This window comes from Thermostichus sp. MS-CIW-36 (assembly GCF_054059035.1).
Genome location: NZ_JBSSBR010000013.1, coordinates 39801 through 65434, shown reverse-complemented (window position 1 = coordinate 65434; position 25634 = coordinate 39801). Strand labels below are relative to the sequence as shown.

Below are 25634 nucleotides of genomic sequence, written 5' to 3'. Positions count from 1 at the left end.
CCATAATGGGGAAACGCCATCCTAGCTGTGGCGGACATCCTTTGCGAGAGCTTGCCTGCATCCATGCTGGAGCACGACATCGTCATCATTGGGGGAGGGCTGGCCGGTTGCCGGGCGGCTTTGGAAGCTATGCGACGGGATCCCAACCTCGACCTGGCCTTGGTATCCAAAACCCATCCCATTCGCAGCCACTCGGTAGCAGCCCAAGGGGGCATTGCCGCCGCCTTACAAAATGTCGATCCGCAAGATTCCTGGGAAGCCCACGCCTTCGATACCGTCAAGGGATCCGATTACCTAGCGGATCAAGATGCGGTGGAGATTCTGGCCCGGGAAGCTCCTGAAGTGATCATCGACCTAGAACACTTGGGGGTCTTGTTCTCCCGCCTGCCGGATGGCCGCATTGCCCAGCGGGCCTTTGGGGGACACAGCCACCCGCGCACCTGTTATGCCGCCGACAAAACCGGGCACGCCATTTTGCACGAGTTGGTGAGCAACCTCAAGCGTTTTGGGGTCAAGCTCTACAGCGAATGGTATGTGCTGGATCTGATCCTGGAGGACAACCAAGCCCAGGGCGTGGTGATGTTGGAGCAGGCCAGCGGGCGGCTGGAGGTGGTGCGGGCCAAGGCGGTTATGTTGGCTACAGGCGGCTATGGGCGCATCTACAACTCCACGTCCAACGACTTTGCTTCCACCGGCGATGGCATGGCGATGGTGGCGCGGGCCGGCCTGCCTCTGCAAGATATGGAGTTTGTGCAGTTTCATCCCACGGGCCTGTATCCGGTGGGGGTGTTGATCTCAGAGGCAGTGCGTGGAGAGGGGGCCTATCTGATCAATGGGAAGGGGGAGCGCTTTATGGCCGCCTATGCCCCCAGCCAGATGGAATTGGCCCCACGGGACATCACCTCGCGGGCGATTGTTACGGAGGTGCGGGCCGGGCGCGGTATTGACGGCAAAGATTTTGTCTACTTAGACCTGCGGCATCTGGGGGCAGAAAAGATCCACACTCGGCTGCCCTTCTGTTGGGAGGAGGCCCATCGCCACTTGGGCATCGATGCGGTTGTCGATCCCATTCCGGTGCGACCGACGGTGCACTACTGCATGGGCGGGATCCCGGTGACGGTGGATGGGCAGGTGTTGCGGGATGTCCAAACCCGTGTGGAAGGGCTGTTCGCTGCCGGTGAAACGGCCTGTGTTTCGGTGCATGGGGCCAACCGGCTGGGCAGCAACTCTCTCCTGGAGTGCGTTGTTTTCGGGCGGCGCACAGGGGCAGCCATGGTAGAAGCCGTCAGAGGTCGAGCCTTGCCGAAAGTGGACGAGGGATCCCTACTCAAACAGGCCGCCAGCCGGATTGCCGGGCTCCTGGAACGATCAGGGAAGAGCCGCATTGATCAGGTGCGGCGGCAGTTTCAAGATTGCATGACCGAGCATTGCGGCGTCTACCGCACCGAATCGGTTCTCCAAGAGGGGATCCAAAAATGGCAGCAGATCCGCCAGCGTTACGAGCAGGATTTGCGCTTGGACGATCGGGGCAAGGTGTGGAACACCGAGCTGATCGAAGCGCTGGAGCTGGACAACCTCATGACGGTGGGGGCTTTGATCCTCGCCAGCGCCCTGGAACGGCGGGAAAGCCGTGGCTCCCACGCGCGGGAAGATTACCCCCAACGGGATGATCAACGGTTTTTACAACACACCTTGGCTGCCTTTCGCGAGGGATCCCCTCAGATCAGCTATCGCCCCGTGGTGATCACCCGGTTTCCCCCTCAGGAGCGAAAATACTAACTTTCCAGAGGCCTCCCAGGCCGATTAGGATTGCTCTATCGTTCCCGTTAGCAGGATGGAGCCCCTTTCAAAATTATCCAATATCTAGGGATTCTATCTTCGCCAGCTTGAAATCTCATCTACTGCCGGAGGGCCAGCCATGCAAGAAACCCTGGAGAAAGCAGCCGTCGCCCTGCAAGCGGAGCTGAATCTGGAGCCTTTTTGGATGCCCTTTACGGCCAATCGGCAATTTAAAGCCAACCCGCGCCTGTTGGTGGCCGCCCGAGACATGTACTACACCAGCCACGATGGCCGCCAAATCCTAGATGGGACTGCCGGGCTGTGGTGTGTGAATGCTGGCCACTGTCGTCCCCCGATTGTGGAAGCAATCCAACAGCAGGTGGCCCAACTGGACTACGCCCCAGCTTTTCAAATGGGCCATCCCAAAGCCTTTCAACTGGCAGAGCAGCTCATCCAGCTCACTCCTGCCGGACTGGATCACGTTTTTTTCACCAACTCTGGCTCTGAGGCGGTGGATACGGCCCTGAAAATGGCCATCGCCTACCATCGCTTACGCAGACAGGGATCCCGGCAGCGGCTGATTGGCCGAGAACGGGGCTACCACGGCGTTGGCTTTGGGGGCATCTCGGTCGGGGGCATCTCCAACAACCGCAAGTTTTTTGGCAGCCTCATTCCCGGCGTAGACCACCTACCCCACACCCACAACCTGGAGCAAAACGCCTTTAGCCGCGGCCTGCCCCGCTGGGGATCCCACTTGGCAGAAGACTTGGAGCGGATCGTCGCTCTCCACGATGCCAGCACGATTGCAGCGGTGATCGTAGAGCCGGTTGCCGGTTCAACGGGGGTGTTGCTGCCGCCGGTGGGCTATTTGGAAAAGCTGCGGGCCATTTGCGACAAATACGGCATTCTGCTCATCTTCGATGAGGTGATCACCGGCTTTGGGCGTCTGGGATCCCCTTTTGCGGCCAACTATTTCGGAGTGGTGCCGGATCTGATTTGCTGTGCCAAGGGCCTCACCAATGGCACCATCCCAATGGGCGCGGTGATTGTCAAGCAAGAGATCTACACCGCCTTCATGGAGGCTGCTGGTTCCGCTGATGACCTGCACCGTCCAGGGGACAACAGCAGGACGCTGTCCTGGAGCCCCATCGAGTTTTTCCACGGCTACACCTACTCCGGCCACCCGGTTGCCAGTGCCGCCGGCTTGGCCACCCTGAACCTGTATCGAGAAGAAGGCCTGTTCGAGCGGGCTGCCAGCCTTGCCCCCCTCTGGGAAGAGGCTCTCCATTCCCTACGGGGCTTGCCTCATGTCATCGATGTGCGCAACCTCGGCTTGGTGGGGGCAATTGAATTGGAAGGGATCCCTGGCCGACCGACAGCGCGGGCTTTTGAAGCGTTTTTGCGCTGCTACGAGCGGGGGGTATTGATTCGCACCACAGGCGATATCATCGCTCTCTCCCCACCTTTGATTATCCAGGAAACCCACATTGAACGCTTAGTCACCACTTTGAAGCAAGTTCTTCAAGAGCTACCTTAGCCCTGAGCATCGACAGGAGAAACGGATCGAGGGAGTTAGGAGCTTCTCGGGCTGGGCGTCGGCGAAGGACTGGGAGAGGGACTGGGTCTGGGCGAAGGGGATACCGAAGGAAAAGGATTAGGGGTGCCGGTCGGCGTTGGCGAAGGGGAGGGACTGGGCGCGGGCAACACCCGCAAGGGAGCTTTGGCCGAAGCGATTCGGCCCTGGGTATCCGCCACCATTGCCGTCACTTCATAATCCCCGGTGGGAGCAGAAGCAGGAATGGTAATGGGGATGGTGCCGATGCAGGTTTTGCTGTTGGGCTGACAGCCGACGGCAGCGGCAGTGAAATCAAAGGTGAGGGTGAGGGGGCTTTGTCGGATTTCCACCCGGAAGCTGATGCCGGCCCCCAAACCCGCAGGAGTCGTAACGGCCACCAGCACGTTGAAGGGTACTGTCTGTCGCGCGTCCGTCAGCGACACCACGGCAATCGAAGGCGGCTCTGCCGCAAAGGAAGCGGTGGGAGAGGGGCTGGGAGTGGGGAAAGGATTAAAGAGGGGAGTGGAAGTGGGGGTTGGGGTGAGCAGCGGCGTAGGGACAGGACTGGGGATGACGAAAGGAGTGGGCGTTGGGGCCACCACCGAGATCGGCGTGATGGTAACCGCAGGCTGTTCGCGGGCATCTTCCTGGCAGGCCACAAGTGACAACGACAGAAGAGCGGCTATACTGGCCCTTATTACAGAGGAGGCTGCTAACGTCCAGCTCTGACGGAACCTATGGGGCTGCTGTCTCATGGGGTTTGACTCCTCACAACACAAAGCTTTGGGATCCTGCCGGTTCTGGGAGAGCCGAGCTTCGGTGGCATTCAACTCAAAAACCCGGCCAACCTGCTTCCTCAGCCGCAAAAGCAGGAGCGTCTCACACGCTGCTAACACTATAGATAGAGCATTAGTTTTTTGCAAACCCCACCTGTGGACTCCCCCTTTGGGGGTGAAGCCAGATAGAGGGGAATGACCTGGGCCGAGTTAGACTGGTAAGCGTGACAGCAAGACGAGGATCCATGGCAGCAAGGGCGGGAGCAGAACCATCTTCTGGCTGTGGAGAAGCAGAGGGGCAGACTGCCGTTGGCGTTGATGCCCTGTACCCCTCAGAAAACATCAGCGGGGCGGGGTATGCCCGGGAAGAGCTGCAAGAGGCTTGCGGGGTCTTTGGCATCCTGGCTCCAGGAGAGGAGGTGGCCAAGCTGGCCTACTTTGGCCTATTTGCCTTGCAGCATCGCGGCCAAGAATCGGCAGGGATCGCCACTTTTGAGGGATCCTTTTGCCGGGTTCACAAGGCGATGGGCTTGGTCTCCCAGGTCTTCGATGAAGTGAACTTGGCCCAACTGACCGGGGATCTGGCGGTTGGTCACACCCGCTACTCCACCACTGGATCCAGCCGCGTGGCCAATGCTCAGCCGGTGATCGTGGAGACTCGCCTGGGGCCGCTGGCTCTGGCCCACAACGGCAATTTGGTCAATGCGGAAGAGCTGCGGAAGGAACTGGAGGCCGCCGACCGGCACCTAACCAGCAGCACCGACTCCGAGTGTATTGCCCACGCCATTGCCCAGGCGGTGAACCAAGGTCAAGATTGGATCGCGGCCACTTGCCAAGCTTTGCGCCGCTGTCAGGGGGCTTTTAGTCTGGTGATCGGCACGCCAGAGGGCCTGATCGGGGCACGGGATCCCTATGGGGTGCGTCCGCTGGTGTTGGGGCTTTTGAGCAGCAACCCCGCTCTGGATGAGCTGCTGCAGTCAGAGATGCTGGAGATCATCTGCAGCGACGGCACCCTCAGCCACCCCGAGGCCGAGCCGCTGCATTACGTGTTGGCTTCAGAAACCTGTGCTTTGGATATCATTGGGGCCGACCCTCTGCGGCAGGTGGAGCCGGGAGAGTTGGTGTGGATCAGCCGTCAGGGGCTGCAATCGGTGCGTTGGGCGGAGGCCACCCCCAAGCTGTGCATCTTCGAGATGATCTACTTCGCCCGCCCAGACAGTTGGATGCACGGGGAAAGCCTCTACTCCTACCGGGTGCGGCTGGGAGAACAACTGGCCAAGGAGGCCCCGGCAGAAGCTGACTGGGTGATCTCCGTTCCCGATTCCGGCACGCCGGCGGCCATTGGCTATGCTCGCCAGTCGGGGATCCCTTACACCGAAGGGCTGATCAAAAATCGCTACGTGGGCCGCACCTTTATTCAGCCCACCCAATCCATGCGGGAGCGGGGCATTCGCATGAAGCTCAACCCCCTGGAAGATGTGCTGGGGGGGAAGCGGATTGTTATTGTGGACGACTCAATTGTGCGGGGCACCACCAGCCAGAAAATCGTCAAGGCCCTGCGCCAGGCGGGGGCTACCCAGGTCCACATGCGCATTTCCAGCCCCCCGGTCACCCATCCCTGCTTCTACGGCATCGATACCGATAACCAGGATCAGTTGATTGCTGCCCAGCATTCCGTAGAGGAAATCGCCGAGAAGATTGGAGTGGATTCTTTGGCCTACCTGAGCTGGGAAGGCATGCTGGCTGCCACGGGCCGGGATCCCAACTCGTTCTGCTCCGCTTGCTTTACCGGCCACTACCCCATCCCCATCCCAGAAGGGCTGAAGCGCTCCAAGCTGGCCCTGGAACTGGTGGCTACTGGCAAGAGCCGCTAGGCTGCTCAGGGATCCCCGCTAGACTGAGAAGAAGAATTGCTTGGGGCAAGCCATGACTTTTCGCCTACGCCAATTGGGGGATCCCATCCTGACGCAAGTGGCCGAGCCGGTGACGGAGTTCAAAACGCCGGCCTTGCAGGATCTTATAGAAGGCATGCTGGCTACCCTGAAAGAGGCGCAGGGGGTGGGCTTGGCTGCTCCTCAGGTGGGATCCCTGCTCCAAGTGCTGATCGTGGCCTCTCGTCCCAATCCCCGCTACCCGGAAGCGCCGCAAATGCAGCCTTTGGTGATGGTTAACCCCCGTCTGCTGGCTTGCAGTTCTGACCAGGTGCTGGGTTGGGAAGGCTGCTTGAGTGTGCCCAATTGCCGTGGTCTGGTGGCCCGCGCCCGCGAAGTGGAGGTGGAGTATTACACTCCAGAAGGCGTTCAGCAAAGGGTGGTCTGGCAGGATTTTCCGGCGCGGATCTTTCAGCACGAATACGATCACCTGATGGGTCGGGTGTTCCTGCAGCGGCAGCCTCGGCAACTGCTTACCGAAGCCCAGTACCAAGCCCAGATTTTGGGTCAGCCCGCCTGAGGGATCCCACCATGCCCTACATGGTCATCTACGACGGCCTGTGCAACCTCTGCGCCAGTGCAGTCCAGCTCTTGGAGCGCCTGGATCGCGGCCAGCAGTTTCGCTACGCCCCCATGCAGGATGGAGCTACCCTGGCCCAGTGGGGGATCCCGCCAGAGCAGATGGAATTGGGGATGATCCTGATCGACCTGGAGCAGCCGCAGCGCCGCTGGCAGGGATCCGCTGCCATTGAACAAATTGCCGCCCTTTTGCCGAGCGGGGAGGTGTGGCTGGCTCTGTACCGCAACTTTCCTGGCTTGAAGGTTCTGGGGGATCGAGGCTACGAACAGATCCGGGATCACCGCTACGAGTGGTTTGGCCGCCGTGACACCCTTTATCTACCGGCTGTCTGTGAGCGCTGCCGGGATCCCTTGGCAGAAAAGGACTGAAGCTCTTTTTCTGTAAACTGCAATACTTATCTGCCTGGCCCAAGGGATCCCTTTGCCAAGTTTGAATTCCTATCCTCAAAGCTGGCACGTTTGAAAGGTTGAAGTTGAACATATTAGCATATCGAAATATTAGTATATCGAAGAATACCTTCCCGGTGAGAACTCCCCAAGTCTGACCTTGTCTTTATCCAGGGCCAAAGTAAAAATAGAAACGAAGTTAGCCGACAGGGAGTGGGCTGTGGCTACAACTGGATATGGAAAGACTAAAGCTGAAGGAGTTGCCGGCAGTTCAGGAGCCGTTCAGCTAGTCCTGTAGGAGTGGCCATCCTTATGGGGGAAACGGGACTGTTGGAAGCTTTGGTGAAAAAAGCAGAAAGATTCTTCTACAGACAACGCAGCAGCATCTGGATTGGCAGGTGCAGTTTGCAGTTTGGAAGACCTTACTAAGCTCTGGCATACCTCAACTGGTGCAAGTAGCAAAAACCTATCAAGTTCCCCTGCGTCCGGTTGGAGACATCCGAGAACGATATAGAGCCGGCGAGCGGGACTTTCGCTGGGCAGATCTGAGGAGGGCCAACCTCAGCGGGCTAAACCTAAGGGGGGTGGACTTAAGCGGGGCCAGCTTGAGTCGAGCGAGACTGGGCCAGGTCAATCTAAGCCACGCCAGCCTGGTTGGAGCCAACCTCAGTCAGGCAGACCTCAGTGGTGCAGACTTGAGGGGAGCCGACTTAAGCGGAGCCAACTTGATGGGGGCCAATCTCATTGGGGCCAACCTGCGGGGAGCCAATCTAGCAGACGCCAACTTGAAGTGGGTCGTCATTTCCCGCGAAACGCAAATTGACCGCAAGTGGCAACTGATCTGGGAAATTGTCAACGGCCACGCCCAGGGGAAAAATCTAGCTCAGGCAGACTTGAGCGGGGCGAACTTGAGCTGGGCAAATCTGAGCGGGCTCAACCTCACCGGCGTGAACTTGGTGGGAGCCGACCTGAGAGGGGCTAACCTCTGCGGCGCAGACTTAAAGTGGGCAGAGTTGAGCAAAGCCAATCTGAGCCAGGCGGATCTGAGGGGGGCCAATCTAAACCAAGCAGATCTCAGCGGCGCAGACCTAAGCGCTGCCAACCTCAGTGGCGCCAGCTTGATCAAGACCGAACTAGCCAAGGCTAAACTCGTGGGGGCCAAGTTGACACAGGCCAAGCTCATCGGAGCCAGGCTGAGGCGGGCTAAACTGAACGGCGCAGATCTAAGGGGGGCTAGCCTCATCGGGGCCGACCTCGGCGAAGCCAAACTGGGCAAGACAAGCCTAAACTTGCCTATCTTGAGAGGGGCGGTGATTTCTGCAGAGGACAGCCCGGAGAGTCGCTGGTGGTTAATTATTCTCCATGCTTGCGCCCATTCGCAGGAGCTGAGCCGGACGGACTTGAGAGAGGCGGACTTGAGAAAGGCCAACCTTAGCCAGGCAGACCTCAGGGGGGTAAGGCTCAGCGGAGCCAACCTAAGCCGGGCTTACTTGATTGGGGCAGATCTGAGCGAGGCCAACCTAGGTGGAGCCAATCTGAAGAGGGCCAAGCTGGGTGGGGCCAACCTAACCCAAGCCGATCTCAGTGGAACCCAGCTCAGTAGGGCTTATCTGGGCAGAGCCAACCTAAGCGGCGCCGACCTGAGAGGGGCAAATCTGGAGCTGGCCAATCTGCAACGAGTGATCCTTTCTCCTGAAACCCAGATCGAGGCCAAGTGGCGGCTGGTGTGGGAGATCGTCAACGGTCACGCCTCCAAGAGAAACTTGAGTGGAGCTGACCTGAGCGGCGCCAACCTGAACTGGACTAACCTGAGCGGGGCGAAACTGGTCGGTGCAAACTTGAGGGGAGCCAGCCTAGTTGGAACCGGACTGAGGGGGGCTGACCTCAGCCGGGCCAACCTCAGCGGATCCAATCTCAGTTGGGCCGACCTAAGCTACACCAGCCTGGAAGGATCCAACCTAGACCATGCCAAGGTAGGAGGCGCAAATCTCCAGGGCGCAAGACTTGATTTTCAGTGGAAGTTGACCTGGCTCTCCCTTTGGTTCAAAAGTTTGGCGAGCGTCTGGTTTGGTTACCGCGATGTCCCTCGCCTGCTTCTTCCTGCTACCTCGGATCCCCACCGGCATCCTCTAGCCAAGGGAAACTAATGGTTGGCTCCCTCAATTTCTTTGGTTAGGGCCACGCGGCTTTGTGCCCTAGCAAAACTTTTCAAGCCAAGAGGACTGCTCTAGGATAAAGCATGTTCTTCTGAGGAGAATCCCCACAGTGTCGCACTTCACCAGCATCAAGGTTCAGTTCAAAAATAAAGAGATCCTGAAAGGCGCTTTGGTTGCCCAAGGTCACGAGGTCTTGGAAAACACTTATGTCCGGGGGTATGGAGGGAACCGTGTCCAGGCAGATCTGGTGGTTAGGCGCAGCAACGGCTACGACATTGGCTTTCGCCAACGGGGGGACAGCCTGGAGATGATTGCCGACTTTTGGGGAACGGGAGTCAGCGCTGAGGCTTTCTTAGCGCCAATCCGCCAAGCCTATACCCGCGAGCAGCTTCTTGCGACGGCCGCGGAGAAGGGATTTACGGTAGAGTCGGAATCTGTGGATGAAAAAGGGCAGATCAGGATTGTGTTGGGGCGCTGGGCTTGAGGAGGCATTATGGCGGAATATCAACAGGTTGAATACATCATCGACAAAGATGGCAACGTGATTGAGCGCGTGCTCAATGTCAAAGGCAAGGGCTGCCTTGAACTAACTGAGGAAATAGAAAGGGCATTGGGCACAGTTCAAAAAAGGGAACTGTTGCCTGAATATGACCAGGTACCAGTCATAGAAGAAGATGTCCAGCGTCAGGTGGAGCGTCTATGAATGCCCCAAACCCCTTTCTTGATCCCCTGTCTAGTTTAACCAAAGGGATCCAAAAGACTCTGGCTAGGATTCCATTTTGGAGTCGTAACTCTGAAATGAAAAGTCATGATGCCCTGCTGCGCAATCTCATGCAGGCTGCCGGTATCTCAACCTGGCGAGAGCTTCGACAAAAGGCCAAACTGAGTCGAGGAGCCCTAAATGCCCTGAGAACTGGACAGGCCGAAAAGCTGAAGTTAGCCGATCTCAATCGAGCGGCCAGCATTTTGCAAGTACCCTTGCCGAACCTTATTCAGGATTTTAGCGGAATTGAGCTAGCATCGGAGTCTGTAGAAACGGCTCAGGAATTGCAGCGGCTGCACAAACAGCTAGAACAGCAGGAAGGGCAATTGCGCCATCAAATCCGCGCCGAACTGGTGGAAAAGCTCAAGCCTCTTTTGGTGCAATATCCTACCCTGCAGCAGGTTGTGCAGAGGCGACCGGATTACCCCGCGCAGCAAGTCTTGGCTTTGCTGACCTGTCTGGGCAACTTGTTGGAAGACTGGCAGTTGGAAACCATTGGCCAGGTGTGGCAACAGGTGGCCTATGACCCAGAAAGCCACCAGCCCGATGAAGAGGATATCCAGGCGGGAGAGCCGGTCTACGTTCGCTTTGTGGGCTATCGACTTAGGGATCAAGTTTTAGTTCGAGCCAAAGTCAGTCGCACTCTACCTTCCTTGGCAGCATGACGACGTTGGCTATTGATTTTGGCACTTCCAATACGGTGGTCTGTGCCTACCAAAACCAAAAACCCCTTGCAATCGATATACCAGGGATCACCCACCGCTACGACGGCAGCCCCCCTCTAATTCCCTCGGTTCTCTTTGTCGGCCAAAATCAGCAATTTTTGATTGGGGCACCTGCCCAGGCCAAACGGGATCCCAAGCGCCTATTCAAAGGCTTTAAGCGGGATCTCTCTCAACAATTCCAGCCGGCTCCAACCTATGTGGATGGACAGGCCTACACAGCCCAAGAGGCCACGCGGATCTTTCTGCAGCAGCTTCTTGCCAAACTCCAGGCAGAGGGCTGGCAGCCCGATAAGGTGATCTTGACCGTGCCGGTGGGAGCCTACGAGGGCTATTTGCACAACCTGCAAGAGGTGTTTGGCTCCCTAGGGATCCAACAGGTCGTGTTCCTCGACGAGTCCACCGCGGCTGCTTTGGGCTACGGGATCCAGCAGCCGGGATCCCTGATTTTGGTGATCGATTTGGGGGGCGGAACTCTCGACCTCTCTTTGGTCAAAATCTTGAAGCCAGAGCAGGGCACTGCTTACCGAGCTGAGGTCATTGCCAAAACTGACCGGGCCTATGGCTGTGGCGGCGTCGATATCGATATCTGGATTGCCGAATGGGTGCTGGAGCAGTTGGGCCGCAAGCGACAGCAGGTCCCGGCCAGCAGCTTCCAGGTTCTGTGCGAGGTTGCCGAGCGGCTCAAGATCCGCCTCTCCAGCCATTCTCAGGCCAGCGAGGCCTGGCTGGATGAAGACTCCTTTGAGACCCACACTTTAACGCTTCAGCGCGAGCAACTCCAGGAGCTGTTGGAAGAGCGCGGCCTGCTGACGCGGCTGAGAGAAGCCATCGATGAGGTCATCGAGAAAGCCCACAATAAAGGGATCTCTAAACGAGATATCCACCAGGTGGTGTTGGTGGGTGGCACCAGCCTCATCCCAGGAGTGCAGCATCAGGTCATTAGCCTCTTTGGCCGCGACAAGGTCAAGTACCACAAGCCGTTTGAGGCAGTGGCCCACGGCGCTCTGGCCTTCACCCAGTTTGCCCGCCTTCAAGATCATCTCCGCCATACCTATGCCCTGCGGCTCTGGAATCCCTATTTGCAGGCGCCCGACTTTTTCCCTCTCTTTAAGAGCGGCACGGCTTATCCTGCCACGGTGGAACTGCCTCCCTTGCAGGCCAACGCCAATGGGCAAAGCCACATCAACCTGGTGGTTGGTGAGATGGCCGAGGAAGGGGCAACTGAGGTTGTTTACGATCCCGACGGTCGGATGCAGATCCGCAACAGCACCGCAGCTTCTAGCTTTCGTCCCCTTGGGATCCACAACCAGCTTTCCATTCCCCTCAAGCCGCTAGGGCGGGTGGGAGTGGATCGTTTGCAGGTCACCTTTGCCGTCGATGCCGGGCGAACTTTGCGGGTAACGGTAGTAGATTTGCAAACTCAAAAGACCCTTATGCAGCAGCAGGTGGTTGGAAGGTTAACTTGAGGTTAGGGATGGCGGAAAACTTTGATCCTGTTCTGGGTGGACAGCAACCAGCCGGATCCGATCCGGTCATGGGAGGCTTGGTGGGCATTGAGCAAGCCCTGGGCAGTCCGAATCCCAAGGTGAGAATCCAAGCAATCAAGGGTGCTCTGAGGTACGGATCCAGAGGGGCCGAGCTTGTTATCCAAGCCCTGCGAAATGATCCCAACTGGGAAGTGCAGTTTGCGGCTTGGGAGACGCTGCTGGAATCGAAGGATCCGCAGCAGGTGCAGGTGGCAAAGTCCCATCGACTTCCCCTCCGACAGGTTGGAGGTGTCCGAGCAAGGTATAAAGCGGGAGAGCGGGATTTCCGCTGGGCCAAGCTGAGGGGGGCCAAGCTGAGGGGGGCCAACCTGAGCGGGGCCAACCTGAGCTGGGCCGACCTGAGCTGGGCCAACCTGAGGGGGGCCAAGCTGAGGGGGGCCAACCTGAGCGAGGCCGACCTGAGGGGGGCCAACCTGAGCGGGGCCGACCTGATTGAGGCCAACCTGAGCGAGGCCAACCTGAGCTGGGCCAACCTGAGCGAGGCCAACCTGAGCAGGGCCAACCTGATTGAGGCTGACCTAAGTGAGGCTGACCTGAGGGGGGCTGACCTGGGCAGAGCCAACCTGAACAGGGCCAACCTGAGCAGGGCCAACCTGATTGAGGCCAACCTGAGCCAGGCCAGCCTGAGCTTCTGGGCCAACCTGAGCAGGGCCAACCTGAATGAGGCTGACCTAAGGGGGGCTGACCTGAGGGGGGCTGACCTGGGCAGAGCCAACCTGAACAGGGCCAACCTGAGCGGGGCTAACTTGAGGGAGTCGGTTATTTCTGAAGCAACCCGGCTAGATCCCAAGTGGCGGTTAGTCTGGGAAATCGTCAACAGTCAGGCCGGCCTGAAGAACCTAAGCGGAGCTGACCTGAGCGGGGCCAACTTGAGCGGGAGCAACCTGAGCAGAGCTAGCCTGGGTGAAGCCAACCTATATGGAACCGACCTGCGCGACGCTAACCTAATTGAGGCCGACCTAAGCAGGGCCGATCTGCAAGAAGCTAACCTGGCTGGGGCTTACCTGATAGGCGCCAACCTGAGAGGTGCCAACCTCACTGGGGCCAACCTGAGCAGAGCTCGGCTCATTGGGGCTGATTTGGACGAGGCTAATTTGAGCCGGGCCAACCTAAGTGGGGCTGACCTAAGCTGGGCCAAGCTGTGGGGTACTCAACTTAGAGGGGCCAACCTAGCAGGTGCCAGGCTCAATCTTGGATGGGGATGGTTCAAAGATTTGACGGACACAATTCTCCCCGATGGGACACGCCATCCTTAGACTTTGTGGCCCCAAGGTTTGTAGAGAGTCGCTTGGAAGAATGAGGGAGGTGATTCAGTGGCCGAGAACTTCGATCCTGTTTTGGGGGGACAAGGGCCGGGTGGATTTGATCCAGTCATGGGTGGCCTGGTGGCTATTCAGCAAGCTCTAGCTAGCCCGGATCCCAAGGTGAGAATCCGAGCAATTAAGAGGGCTCTCCAATATGGCGCAAAAGGAGCGGATCTTGTCATCCAAGCCCTGCGAAATGATCCCAACTGGGAAGTGCAGTTTGCGGCTTGGGAGACGCTGCTGGAATCGAAGGATCCGCAGCAGGTGCAGGTGGCAAAGTCCCATCGACTTCCCCTCCGACAGGTTGGAGATGTCCGAGCAAGGTATAAAGCGGGAGAGCGGGATTTCCGCTGGGCCAACCTGAGGGGGGCCTACCTGATTGAGGCCAACCTGAGCCAGGCCAACCTGAGCCAGGCCAACCTGAGCCAGGCCAACCTGATCTGGGCCAACCTGAGCGGGGCCGACCTGATTGAGGTCAACCTGAGCAAGACCGACCTAAGAAGAGCCGACCTGAGTGGGGCCAACCTGAGCCAGGCCAACCTGAGCAGGGCTGACCTGAGCGGGGCCAACCTGAGCGGGGCCGACCTGAGCAGGGCTGACCTGAGGGGGGCCAACCTGAGGGGGGCCAACCTGAGTGGGGCCAACCTGAGCGGGGCCGACCTGAGCTGGGCCAACCTGAGCTGGGCCGACCTGAGTGGGGCCAACCTGAGCGGGGCCGACCTGAGGGGGGCCAACCTGAGCGGGGCCGACCTGATTGAGGCCAACCTGAGCCAGGCCAACCTGAGCTGGGCCGACCTGAGTGGGGCCAACCTGAGGGGGGCCAACCTGAGGGGGGCCAACCTGAGCGGGGCCAACCTGAGCTGGGCCGACCTGAGCTGGGCCAACCTGAGCCAGGCCAACCTGAGCAAGGCCAACCTGAGCCAGGCCAACCTGAGCCAGGCCAACCTGAGCGGGGCCAACCTGAGCAAGGCCAACCTGAGCCAGGCCGACCTGAGCCAGGCCGACCTGAGGGGGGCCAACCTGAGCGGGGCCGACCTGAGCGGGGCCGACCTGAGGGGGGCCAACCTGAGCCAGGCCAACCTGAGCGGGGCCAACCTGAGCCAGGCCAACCTGAGCGGGGCCAACCTGAGCAGGGCTGACCTGAGCGGGGCCAACCTGAGCGGGGCCGACCTGAGCAGGGCTGACCTGAGGGGAGCAAAGCTGGGTGGCACGAACCTAAAGGGGGCAAACCTATGGGGCGCAAAACTAAGTCCCGGCTGGGATCAATTCGCCGACTTGAAAGGGGCCATCCTCCCCGACGGAGCCATCCATCCCTAGCCTGATCCCTTGGCTACACTACCTACAGCCGCTCTCAGTGGATCCATGAGTCCCTCAGATCTCGCCTTTGCCAGCAATCACCAAGACATCCTCACACTGCTGGACTTAGTGGTTCGCGCCCGCTACCCTTTGATCTACCTGGTTACTCCCGAAGAAGCCCCGGCAGAGGAGCTCCTGCAAGTTCTAGCCGATTCCCTCAAGCCCAAGCGCAAACTCCTAATCTGGGATATCGTCTCCGGCTGGTCAGATAACGGCCAAAACAAAGGCCAATTGATGCCTGCTCTGGGCCGCATCGGCGCCATCAAAGAGGACGAGGCGGTTATTTGTGTTCTCAAAGACCTAAACCCCACCCTGAGAAATCCGGAACGCTCGGACAATTACCCCGTCATCCGCTACCTGAAAACCCTGGCCAGAGAGAGCCGCCACAGCCGCAAGTCCATCATCCTCTTGAGCCAAGAAGCCGTTGTCCCTGCCGAGCTGCGCGAGGAAATTGTGGTCTATGATTTTCCCCTGCCCAGCATCGCCGAAATTGAGCGGATCATTACCCGCGCGATCCCTGCCCGTCAACTGGAGCTAAGCGGCCCGGCGCGGGAACAACTGGTTCGAGCCTGCCAAGGACTGACCCGGCAGCGCATTGAGCGGATCCTGGCCCGCGCCCTAGCCGCCAAGGGCAAGGTCAGCGAGGGCGATATTGACCTTGTTCTGGAAGAGAAAAAACAATACATCCGCCAGACGGAAATCCTGGAGTTTTACAACCCCTCCGAGACCTTGCAAAATGTCGGCGGCCTGGAAAACCTCAAAGCCTGGATTCGGCAGCGCCGCAACAGTTTTAGTGCCCAGGCCCGTGCCTATGGCTTGCCCAGTCCTAAGGGCATTTTGCTGGCCGGGATCCAGGGCACCGGCAAGTCTCTATGTGCCAAAACCATAGCCCGCGAGTGGCGCATGCCCTTGCTCAGGCTGGATGTGGGGCGACTCTTCGGCGGGATCGTCGGCGAAAGCGAAAGCCGCGTGCGCCAGATGATCCAAATTGCCGAAGCCATGGCCCCTTGTGTGTTGTGGATTGATGAGTTGGATAAAGCCTTTGGCGGCGTCAACAGCGAGTTTTCAGGGGATTCGGGCACCAGCAAGCGGGTCTTCGGCAACCTGATCACCTGGATGCAGGAAAAAACCAAACCCGTTTTTATTGTTGCCACCGCCAACAATGTCCGCATCTTGCCGGCCGAGCTGCTGCGCAAAGGCCGGTTTGACGAAATTTTCTTCGTCAATTTGCCCAACCAACGGGAGCGGGAAGAGATTTTTCGAGTCCATGTCCAACGGCTACGGTCCAACCGAGTACGAGACTTCTCCTATACTGAGCTGGCCATGGCTGCAGAAGATTTCAGCGGGGCGGAAATTGAACAGACCATTTACGATGCCATGCACATGGCCTTTAATCAGGATCCACCCCGCGAGTTCACCCAAGAAGATATCCTGACCGCCATTCGCCAAACGGTTCCTCTAGCTGCCATCGCTCGTGACCAAATTCAAAGCTTGAAAGAATGGGCTGCCGAGTCAGGAGCACGTACCGCTTCCCAAGATCAAAAGTTGATTCAGGAGCTACGGACCATCGTCCAGAAGAGAGGGTTAGGCTACATTGAAGTTGATAGTCCCCCATCCTTTTCCTCTCCACCTCCTGCCTAAGCTGTTTTGGTCGGCTCGTTCCGAGTTGTGGCAGCTCCGTGGAAGTAGGCTTGCAAGCATTTTTTCCTGCAAGACGCAGAAAAACTCCGGTTGCCGCTCCGCTTGAATTTGCTGCCTGTGGATTAGCCCCCGTTAAATCCGTCCGGGGAAGCCGCCGATTGATCTGAGCTGCTCAGGTGGCCCCTTGTTGGATTAACTTCCGGCAGCTCCCAGGCAGGGCACTGGGATCGGATCCCGCACGTTAGCGTGCAGGACCGATGGTTTTGCACTTTTCGTATCCTTGACTACAGATTTTTTGGTAGGATTGATCGTGTAGAGGTACTGGTATGTAGAGCAGCCTTATGAGTGCAATCGCTGAAATGAGGGGGACAAGTCTCCTGGCCCGCCATCGCCAAAACATAGCAGCCTCCCTGGCCCGTCGTTTGGAAGCAGCTAGGGCGGCCAACAACACCCGCTTGATGGAGCTGCTGAAACAAGAAGAGCGGCAGCTGGCAGCCGAGTACGGCGGCAGGGATCCCTTCTCTTCAGCGCTCTTCAGAGGACTGCGCCACCTTTGGCAGAGCCTGAAGGCAGTCTTGGCGGCCTGCGATGAACTGCGGGTGCGGCAGTGGGTAGATGGCAGCGGCATGGTCTGGTGGTCTGTCCAAGACCCAATCACGGGAGAGCGCCTGTGTACCCATTCCGAGGGGGAGCTCATGGAGTGGATCGAGAAGCACCAGCGAGAGGATTAGTCTTCGCGGCTAGGACTTGCCTGAGCACCAATAGCCAGTGTTTCCCCTGGCGCTTCGTGCGTGTCCCAGTCTTTCCAGCTTGGGGAGGAAGGGAACAAAAAGTTTCACGGCTAGGCCGGGGCAATGGCCACCTGAGAATCCAAATTGATAGGATTACGAAGACTCATCATCTGCTTTAGGGGCCCTGGGATGGTTTGGCAACTGTTGACGTGGCCGGCCCAAAGTTTGCTTTGGCTAGCAGAGCAGATCCAAGAACGCGCCGAAGCACAGCTGGATAGCAAAGAAAACCTGCAAAAAGAACTTACGGCCCTGCAAATTCAGCTAGATTTGGGAGAAATTGACGAAGAAACCTACGCCCGCCGAGAAGAGGAGATTTTATTGGCTCTGGAAGCCTTAACCCAAGCAGAAGGAGAAGCCGAAGCATAGAGTTCTGCCGGTGGGCCTGGAAGGGATCCCTCAGCATTGCAGGGGGGCAGAACATGGGAGAATGAGCTTCTGTACACCCCCGTCTTTCCTACCCTGGGCTGTTTTCAATGACTGAATCCCATGAAACCTTGGTGCTCCGCGACGAGCAAAACCAGCCTCTCAAGTGCGAGATCCTGCGTCAGGTGGTCATCGACGAGCAGACCTATGCTCTGGTGACTCCCGTTGATGCTGTGATCAAAGTGCTGGTTTGGGAAGGGGAAGAAGAACCCAGCCAAGCGGTGAACGGCGATGCCAACATGGAAGGGATCCTGGACGAGCCGGATCCCGAAGAGCTACAGGCTGCCCTGCCCACCATCCAGGCTGTCTTGGGGGAGTTGAACCTCACCTTGCAGCAAAATGGCTTCGACATCCTCACGGTTCAGGGGGAATTGCCCCCAGTCGAAGAGGAAGATGTGTTCGAGCTGGGCGAGAGCGAGGAAGATGCCCAGGAGTTTCAACTGCTAGCTACCTTTTTCTACCAAGAGAAGAGATACGGCATCTTTACCCCCCTCGATCCCGTTTTGCTCTACGCCGCTCTGCCTGACGAAGGGGATCCCTACCTGCTCACCCCCGATGAGCCGCCAGAGCTTTTTGATCAGCTCTATGCCCTGCTGCTGGATCTCGATGAGGAATGGGAAGATGGAGATGACGAAGAAGATGAAGACGAAGATTAGGCGGTCAACCCCTTCTGTTCTGCCGAGTTGGATACTCCTGCCCAGCCAGTCGCCTCGGCGGTGCGGAGCACCATAGGGATAGAGGTGGTGAAACTACCCGGTAAAACTTGCCCAGAGTTTTTCACCAGCCACTCCAGACCCGTCTCAACATCTGTCGGGGGCGTCGGATCTGCGGGCCAAGGGTCAGAATAAGCCAGCCTCAGACCAGCCGCCTGAGCATTGCGTAGCGAAGGAGCATGACTCTAGTCAATAATAAGCTCAACTATACTGAAAATAATGTATAATATGTTCAGTACGGATTACTACCAGTTGATCTTTCTGTTTACTTTCGAGTCTGCCAACATGGTAGCCAAAGCAAAGCAGAAAATTGGTAGTAAGACGACACGGAAACTGCGCTTTGGGTATTCTACTCAAAGCTTTGCGGGATACCGCCATTCTGTTTGGACTCCGTCCCGCTAACGCGAATGGAAACAAACAGAATGCTATCGCTGCATAGTTGAACAGTGATGTTCAGCAGTGTTCAGCGTAAATGTATCAGCAACAGGGATGCAGCCGGTTGATTTAACCACCCTGCGTGCTGTGCTCGCCGATCTAACCCAGGCTAAGACAGGTCGGGATCCAGTGTTGCCTGCCCGCGTGGAATGGATCCAACAGACCGATCTGTGGACGGTGGTCATCGGCTTGCGCACCCTCACTGCCCGCCCCTGCCTGCTGTTGTGCTGGCATCCTCAGGCGGCCCGTCTCCACCTCTGTCAGCCTCCTCCCAAAGAGCCGGATGGCTTTCAATTTAGCCAGTTCCTCCAACGGCACCTGAAGGGTTTGGCTCTGACGGAGCTGGCTCTGCTGGAGGATTGGGAACGGGTGATTGACTTGCGCTTTGCCCCTCGGCCCGGGGATCCCCCTTATCGCCATCTCTACCTGGAGGTGATGGGCAAGCACAGCAATGCCATTTTGGTGGACGAGGCGGGCATGATCCTGGCCAGTGGCCATGGGGTAAGCGAGCGCCAATCGCGAATCCGTCCAGTGCAGCCGGGCCTGCCCTACGAGGCTCCTCCGGCCCTAACCGACCCGATCCCGCAGCGATCCGAGCCCTTCTCCTGCTGGCAAGAGCGCGTTGCCCTGATCCCCGGCCCCATCGGCCAACGGCTGTTGCGCTGTTATCGCGGCCTCAGTCGGCATTTGGTGGAAGCGATGTGTCATCAGGCTGGGATCCCGCCCCAAACCTCCACCGATCACCTCTCTGCCCGCGATTGGCAGGCACTGTTTGCCAGGTGGCAAGACTGGTTAACCCGTCTGGAAACAGGCCAGTTTGACCCAGCTCCCACTCCCCAGGGATACACCGTTCTCGGCTGGGCAAGCGGTGCCGTTCCCGTTAGCGGGACGGAGTCCCTGCAACAACCTTCTCGACTCAACCTGCACCAACTTCTGGAAAGCTACTACCAGGCTCAGCTTAATCGTGAACAGTTTGAGCGAGAGCGCCACCGTCTGCTGCAAAGGGTATCCACCCTGCTGAAAAAGCTCCATCAGCGGCGAGAGCAATTTGAGGCAATGCTGGCCGACTCCACCCAAGCGGAAGCCTCCAAGCAGGCTGCCGACTTGTTGATGGCCCACCTCCACCTCTGGCGGCCAGGGTTGCATCACATCGAGCTGCCGGATTTTGCCAGCGGCCAGACGGTCAAGATCCCTCTCGACCCTGAGAAAAATGCTATTCTCAATGCCCAAGCCTACTACCGCAAGCACCGCAAACAAAAACGGGCCCAGGATGCCCTCCGACCTTTACAAGAGGCGCTCGGCCAAGAGATCCTCTACCTCGAGCAGGTGGAAGCGTCTCTACAGCAGCTGGAAACCTATCGGGATCCCCAAGACTTGACCACCCTCAAGGAAATTGAGACCGAGCTGATTCAACAGCGCTACTTGGAGAGTCCCACTCGCAACAGCGGGACAGAGTCTCTGCGGGCGAGCTCAAAACATGCCTCACCGGCAACCTTCAATCCCCATCGCTTTACCAGCCCCAGTGGCTTCTCCATCTGGGTGGGGCGCAACAACCTGCAAAATGACCAGCTCACCTTTCGCGTGGCCCAGGAACACGATTGGTGGTTTCATGCCCAGGAGATCCCCGGTAGTCATGTGCTGCTGCGCTTGCCCCCCGGGGCTGTAGCAGAAAGCGAAGATCTGCAGGCGGCTGCTGATTTGGCGGCCCATTTCAGCCGCGGTCGCCTCAGCGAACAGGTGCCGGTAGTCTACACTCGCCCGAAACTGGTGTTCAAACCCAAGGGATCCCCGCCCGGCATGGTCGTTTACAAACAGGAGCAGGTGCTTTGGGGGCGGCCCAGCCATGCGCAGCTGCTCATTGCGTCAGCCCTTGGGCCACACTGACGCAACTGGTTACTTCGTTTCTGGCCCATGCCACGAGCAGGCTTGAGGGAATCTAGGGAAGAACCTTGAGGGAGTAAGGGGCGCTGCGGCCATAGCGGCTGGGGTCGTACATTTCTTCGGCCAAAGCAGGAGCCACCTGGAATTGGCCGGGGATCTCCGGGCGGAAGAGATAGACAAACTCATGGCGGCCCCGCTTGAGCTCGGTGCTGAAAAAGGCCACGCGGTCATCCCGATTCTCTTGGCGGGTCCAAAACCAGTCCCACCAGTAGTCTGGGGCCAAGCCGGTGAACTTTCGCAGATCCTGGGAGGTGATCTCGGCGCCGCTGGGCAGGGGATCCTCGACCACCACGTAGTGGCTGTCCCGCTCGGCTTCCACCGTCAACCGGGCCAGGAGGATTTCTCCGGCCCTTACTGTGTCGCCAGGGCGCAGCGGCTGCTCTCGGTAGCGGATCTTCCCGTTGGGTTGGGGCTGGGGCTGTAGGCGGAAGTAGCTGCGGCTCACCGCAAAGCCTTGGGCTTGAGAGGGCAGAGGGTTGGGGACGAAGGCTTCTCCCCTCAAGCTGTAGTAAAGGGGGCCGGGGCCGGACTTTTCCAGGCGCAGGCTGCTCAGGTTCCCCACTTCTGCGTCAGCCCAATCCAGCCCATAGCGGGGATCCCCAGCGCCGGCCTGCCAGCGACCGAGAAGGGATCCAGTTGTCCCATCCAACACCCGCACCTCGCCGGGGCCGGGAAGCTGCTGCTGCTGGGCTTGGTAGTAGGCGGACAGGCCGAGGAGAGCATCGGCGGTGGCTTTGGTGGTGCGCCAGCGGTTGTTTTGCCGCTGCTGGAGAAGGGCCTCGGCAATCTGGGCAGCCCGGTCATCCTGCAAGCGAACGGCCAATTGCAAAAGCGGGCCGGCCACCTCCATGTCGTCGTAGGTGGAGCGCTCGTGGGTTGCCAAGGAAGAGGCAGCCGGGATAAACCAGCGCCCTTGGGGATCCTGTTGCCGCCGCTCCAGAACCTCATCCAGGGCTGCCTGGGCAAGATCCCTCTGGCCCAGTTGCAGGGCAGCCAGGCCATGGTAGGCCAGGCCAAAGGTGGAAAGCTGGGCCGGCGGCGGCAGGTCGGCAGTTACCAAAGCGGGATCCCAGAGGGCCAGGCTGTAGGCGACAAAAGCCTGCAGATCCGGGGAGAGGGCTTGTGGCTGGGCCAGTTGAGCGGCCAGATAGTCCAAGGCCTGCCGCACCCGCCACTCTTTGAGGGCATAGCCAGCAGCTTGGGCAAGATGATATCCCTGCAGGATGTATCCGGTCAGATAGGGGTTGCTCCGGTCATGGGCCCACCAGCCCCAGCCCCCATCGTAGTTCTGGGATCCCTCCAGCCGCTGCAAGCCGGATCGAAGCACTCGAGGCAGCCGCTCCAGGGTTTGCGGTCGCGTCGGCGTTGCGGAGCAACAGCGCAGGTTCAAGCCCAACTGCTCGCTGACTTGGGCGACGGCTAGGGCGGGCAAGAAGCGGCTCAAGGTCTGCTCGGTGCAGCCGTAGGGGAACTCCACCAGGTAATCCAGCGGCCCCAGCAGGGTTGCTGCCGGGCTGGCAGCCAGTTCCAGATGTAGCTGCCGGGATCCCGGCACCCAGGTGGCGGGCCAATTCAGCGGCAACTCCAGACTGCCAGACTCCCCTTCACGCAAGCCAGACGGGGTTCCCAGTTGGCCCACTTGGGAGAAGCGATGCGCCGCCCCAAAGGGCTGGCTGGGGATCCGCAGTTGCAACGCATCTTTCAGCCCATTCCCTTCCGCCCAGACCCGCAGAGAGGTATCTCCGGCCCCCAGAACCTGGAGAGGCCATTCCACCCGCCCCGCTCCTTGGGCCGGCACGGTGAGGCGTTGTCGTTCCGGGCCTTGCAATTTCAAGATCCCACCGGCAGGAACAGGAACTTCCAGCCGCACCTCCACCGCTTGGGCTTGACCCGTGCGGTTTTGCACAATGGCCGCCAAGGTGAGCTGATCCCCCACCCGGAAAAAGCGGGGAGCGGCCAAGCGCACCAACAGGTCTTTGCTAACCGAGACTGTGGCAAGAGCGGATCCCACCTGGGTGTCGGCAGTGGCGGCGCGGGCGGTCAAGCGCCAGGTGGTCAGGTTGTCGGGCCAGCGCACCTGCACCTGAGCCAGGCCATCGGCATTGGTGACCAGATCCGGAAACCAGGCGGCGGTATCGCGAAAGTCTTCCCGCACTTGGCCGGCCAGCTTGTCAGCACCGCCGGGATATTGCTGAGGGAAAGAGGTAGTGGTGGTAACTTGGTTGTACTGGCGCCCATAGAAGAAGCGGCGAATATCCGGGGTGAAGTCGGGTCGCAATAGGTAGAGGGCATTGTCTACAATCCCTAGGCCCACCTCGGCGCTCACCGGCTGCCCTTGGGCATCGCGGGTGCGGATTTGGATTTGGGCGGTCTCGCCCGGTCGATAGTTGGGCTTATCGGTCTGCAGCTCCACCTGCAAAAAGCGATCCAAGGGGGAGACCCGCAGCAGGGCCTCGCTTCGGTACAGCCGCCGCTCTGGGCCGATGGCAGTGGCAGTGACGTAGAGATTAGGACGATAGTCGCCGCGGATGGGCAGCCGCAGCGTGGCCGTATGCCCCTGGAGACGCAGCACCTGCACCTGGTGCAGCCGGGATCCCTCAATGCCCACCAGCACCGCCACATCCGGCAGCGGCGAGACTATCAGGATCTGGGCCTCCTCCCCCACCTGGTAGATCTGCCGATCCGCCACCACCTCCAGGCTGGGCAGGGATCCCCAACTTTGCAGGGGGCTGCCCGGCTCCACCACCCAGAGATAGTCCACCTCCTGCACCCGTTCGCGCCAGCGGTGCAGAGCACTTTGACGGGGGGGATCCCATGCCGTCAACCGCACCCGGTAGTCTCCCGGCTCCAGGTCGGCGGGCAAGCTGAGGGTGAGGCTGCCCTCCCCGTTGACGATCTGAAAAGGCTGCCGCAGCAGGGTACCTTGCCGTTGGTAGGTGCTGCTCTTGGGATCCCAGCGCCAGCGCTCCAGGCTCAGCTCTCCGGTGGCGCTGACGGGGCGGCCATCGTAATCGCGGGCTTGCAGCCGGTAGGTGAGGGTATCCCCCGGAGCGGGCAGGTGGCGGTCGGCCTCGGCAAAGAGGGCAAATTCGCCAGCTGTTACCCAGGCCCGCGCCGTTCCGGTCACGGTGCGACGGCTGATGTCGGTCACCTCCACCTCGATGCGCAACTGCTGCACCTCTTGGGGGCCCCAGTAGCTGTCTTCTTCCCAGTTGAGATCCTGCAGCAGGCGATCCAGGCGAAACTCCGCCCGCCCTTGGGCATCCGTCACCCCTTCCCCTTCCGCCACCAACTGGCCGTAGCCGCCGTAGTAGCCCTGCTCCTCTCCCAGGTCGTCGGCGAAATAGTCTTCCTCGGCAGAACGGGGCAACAGCCCATAGCGCAGGCTCCAGTCGGGGCTGCTGTAAACTCGGTAGCGAAGCTGGGCAGCGGCCACCGGCGCGCCGAAAAGATACTCGGCCTCCACCTGCACCTTCAGGGATCCCCCCCGCACCAGCCAAGGTCGGTCGGGCACCACCGCCACCTCAAACTCCGGCTTGCGGTAGGCTTCCACCTGAAAAGAGGTGTATTCGCGGCTGGATCCCTGCGGCCCTGACACCTGCCACTCCAGGCCGTAGCTGCCCAGGGACGCTTCTTCTGGCAGTTGAAACTCCCCATGGACACTGCCAAAAGCATTGGTGGCCAGGGTTTGTTCGCTCAACACATCCCCGTTGGGGGCCGTGAGGGTCAGGCGCACTGCTTGTCCTGGGGGAGGCGGCATGAGGCGGGTTTGCTCTCGCACCAGGGCGCGGAAATAGACGGTTTGGCCGGGACGGTAGAGGGGACGGTCGGTGTAGGCGTAGATGCGGTGGGGCTGGTTCCAGCCATAGGCGTAGCTGCGGGACAAAGCCTGTAACCTGTTGTCGGCGCTGCGGCCATAGACCACCACGGAGGAGCTAGCTCCCGCCGGCAGTCCAAAGCGGGCCAGCCCCTCTGCATCGGTGGTGGCCGCCAAGGGATCCCCCCTCTCCCCGAAAACTTGGATCTGGATCCCGGCCAGGGGACGCAGCTCCCGCAGGTGCACCGCCTGCACCACCAACTGGCTGGCATCCTGCTTCTGGATGAGGCCGAGATCGCTCACCAAAAACCAATGGTCGAAACGGGGCAAGGGTGCAGCCGCATTCAGCGGCTCCCGGCCCTCCGCCTCCACCCAGTAGGCCCCCGGCGGCAGGATCCCCAGCTCCAAGGTTTGGGCTGTCCACCCCTCTCCCGCTCGTCGTGGCACCGGCTGCTGCCAACTGCGCACAAGCTCCCGCCGCAGGGTGGGATACAGAGCCGGATCCAGGGAGCCATAGCCAGCATCCGCCAAATCTCGCAAGAGAGGGGATCCCTGCAGCTCTGTCAGGGAAAAGCGATAGAGGCTGAGCTGCACCGAGCCCAGGCTGGTGGCCCGCCACTGCAGCCGCGCCGGTTCTGCGGTCGTAAACACCTGGCTGGTGCTGTAGAGATAGAGACCGGGGGGGACAAGCTGAGGGCGCAAGGTGGGGATCCGAACCGTTGCCCCCTCCCGCACCAGAACGGATCCCTGGCTGCCCACCGTTTCCAGGCCGGATCCCTGCACCGTCACCTGGTATTCCCCAACAGGCAATCGATCCAAGCGATATTCGCCATCTGAGGCCAAGCTGGCGCTGCGCGTGACCGGGCCGGCGGCGATCACCCGGACGCTCTCCAGAGCTACCCCTGCCGGCAGCTCCACCCGTCCCGCCAGGGATCCCGTCGGCTGTTCGGAAAGCAAAACTGCCAGCCCCACCCCCAACAACAGCACCAGGGCCGCTAACCATCGCCTCAGCATG

General features: G+C 59.6%; 19 protein-coding genes. 17 read left to right on the top strand and 2 right to left on the bottom strand.

Annotated features, from left to right (window positions below):
* Positions 1 to 63 precede the first annotated feature (63 nt).
* Positions 64 to 1779, top strand: coding sequence for a succinate dehydrogenase/fumarate reductase flavoprotein subunit (locus ACVWVQ_RS07700; RefSeq protein ID WP_457507765.1), 1716 nt, complete (start codon positions 64 to 66; stop codon positions 1777 to 1779).
* Positions 1780 to 1918: 139 nt separating this feature from the next.
* A complete protein-coding gene (locus ACVWVQ_RS07695) occupies positions 1919 to 3316 on the top strand; it encodes an aminotransferase class III-fold pyridoxal phosphate-dependent enzyme (protein ID WP_457507764.1) in 1398 nt (465 codons plus the stop codon).
* Between the two features lie 35 nt (positions 3317 to 3351).
* Here ACVWVQ_RS07695 and ACVWVQ_RS07690 read toward each other — a convergent pair whose 3' ends face one another.
* Positions 3352 to 4002, bottom strand: a complete 651-nt coding sequence (locus ACVWVQ_RS07690; protein WP_457507762.1) for a hypothetical protein — start codon at positions 4000 to 4002, stop codon at positions 3352 to 3354.
* Between the two features lie 353 nt (positions 4003 to 4355).
* Here ACVWVQ_RS07690 and purF point away from each other — a divergent pair, with 353 nt between their 5' ends.
* From purF to ACVWVQ_RS07615, 15 genes are all read left to right on the top strand, one after another.
* On the top strand, positions 4356 to 5984 hold the full coding sequence (purF, locus tag ACVWVQ_RS07685; protein ID WP_457507760.1) for an amidophosphoribosyltransferase: 1629 nt from the start codon (positions 4356 to 4358) through the stop codon (positions 5982 to 5984).
* 52 nt (positions 5985 to 6036) lie between these two features.
* Complete coding sequence (def, locus tag ACVWVQ_RS07680; protein ID WP_414330398.1) at positions 6037 to 6561, top strand: peptide deformylase; 525 nt, start codon at positions 6037 to 6039, stop codon at positions 6559 to 6561.
* A gap of 11 nt (positions 6562 to 6572) precedes the next feature.
* Positions 6573 to 6989: a thiol-disulfide oxidoreductase DCC family protein gene (locus ACVWVQ_RS07675; RefSeq protein WP_457507758.1), complete on the top strand. Its 417-nt coding sequence runs from the start codon at positions 6573 to 6575 to the stop codon at positions 6987 to 6989.
* Between the two features lie 467 nt (positions 6990 to 7456).
* Positions 7457 to 9154 (top strand): pentapeptide repeat-containing protein, encoded by a 1698-nt coding sequence (locus ACVWVQ_RS07670; protein WP_457507756.1) that lies wholly within the window; start codon positions 7457 to 7459, stop codon positions 9152 to 9154.
* Between the two features lie 118 nt (positions 9155 to 9272).
* Positions 9273 to 9647: a DUF1257 domain-containing protein gene (locus tag ACVWVQ_RS07665; protein WP_099812548.1), complete on the top strand. Its 375-nt coding sequence runs from the start codon at positions 9273 to 9275 to the stop codon at positions 9645 to 9647.
* 9 nt (positions 9648 to 9656) lie between these two features.
* On the top strand, positions 9657 to 9866 hold the full coding sequence (locus ACVWVQ_RS07660; RefSeq protein WP_099812547.1) for a DUF2997 domain-containing protein: 210 nt from the start codon (positions 9657 to 9659) through the stop codon (positions 9864 to 9866).
* Positions 9867 to 9961: 95 nt separating this feature from the next.
* Entirely contained in the window at positions 9962 to 10591 is a 630-nt protein-coding gene (locus ACVWVQ_RS07655; RefSeq protein WP_168173627.1) for a helix-turn-helix domain-containing protein, read from the top strand.
* A 5-nt stretch (positions 10592 to 10596) separates the two neighbouring features.
* Positions 10597 to 12117 carry an Hsp70 family protein gene (locus ACVWVQ_RS07650; RefSeq protein WP_457507754.1) on the top strand — a complete coding sequence of 507 codons (1521 nt, stop codon included), beginning with the start codon at positions 10597 to 10599 and terminating at the stop codon, positions 12115 to 12117.
* Between the two features lie 8 nt (positions 12118 to 12125).
* Positions 12126 to 13454: a pentapeptide repeat-containing protein gene (locus ACVWVQ_RS07645; RefSeq protein ID WP_457507752.1), complete on the top strand. Its 1329-nt coding sequence runs from the start codon at positions 12126 to 12128 to the stop codon at positions 13452 to 13454.
* A gap of 57 nt (positions 13455 to 13511) precedes the next feature.
* Positions 13512 to 14819: a pentapeptide repeat-containing protein gene (locus ACVWVQ_RS07640; protein WP_457507750.1), complete on the top strand. Its 1308-nt coding sequence runs from the start codon at positions 13512 to 13514 to the stop codon at positions 14817 to 14819.
* 45 nt (positions 14820 to 14864) lie between these two features.
* A complete protein-coding gene (locus ACVWVQ_RS07635) occupies positions 14865 to 16499 on the top strand; it encodes an AAA family ATPase (RefSeq protein WP_457507748.1) in 1635 nt (544 codons plus the stop codon).
* Between the two features lie 341 nt (positions 16500 to 16840).
* Positions 16841 to 17230, top strand: a complete 390-nt coding sequence (locus ACVWVQ_RS07630) for a hypothetical protein (RefSeq protein WP_414342319.1) — start codon at positions 16841 to 16843, stop codon at positions 17228 to 17230.
* Between the two features lie 189 nt (positions 17231 to 17419).
* Complete coding sequence (locus tag ACVWVQ_RS07625; protein ID WP_011433717.1) at positions 17420 to 17656, top strand: gas vesicle protein GvpG; 237 nt, start codon at positions 17420 to 17422, stop codon at positions 17654 to 17656.
* A gap of 107 nt (positions 17657 to 17763) precedes the next feature.
* Positions 17764 to 18369 (top strand): DUF3727 domain-containing protein, encoded by a 606-nt coding sequence (locus ACVWVQ_RS07620; RefSeq protein WP_457507746.1) that lies wholly within the window; start codon positions 17764 to 17766, stop codon positions 18367 to 18369.
* Between the two features lie 546 nt (positions 18370 to 18915).
* Complete coding sequence (locus tag ACVWVQ_RS07615) at positions 18916 to 20745, top strand: Rqc2 family fibronectin-binding protein (protein ID WP_457507744.1); 1830 nt, start codon at positions 18916 to 18918, stop codon at positions 20743 to 20745.
* A 52-nt stretch (positions 20746 to 20797) separates the two neighbouring features.
* Here the strand turns inward: ACVWVQ_RS07615 and ACVWVQ_RS07610 are convergent, their stop codons facing one another.
* The gene (locus ACVWVQ_RS07610; protein ID WP_457507742.1) at positions 20798 to 25633 is read right to left on the bottom strand and encodes an alpha-2-macroglobulin family protein; all 4836 of its coding nucleotides are present in this window, start codon (positions 25631 to 25633) and stop codon (positions 20798 to 20800) included.
* Between the last annotated feature and the right edge of the window lies 1 nt (position 25634).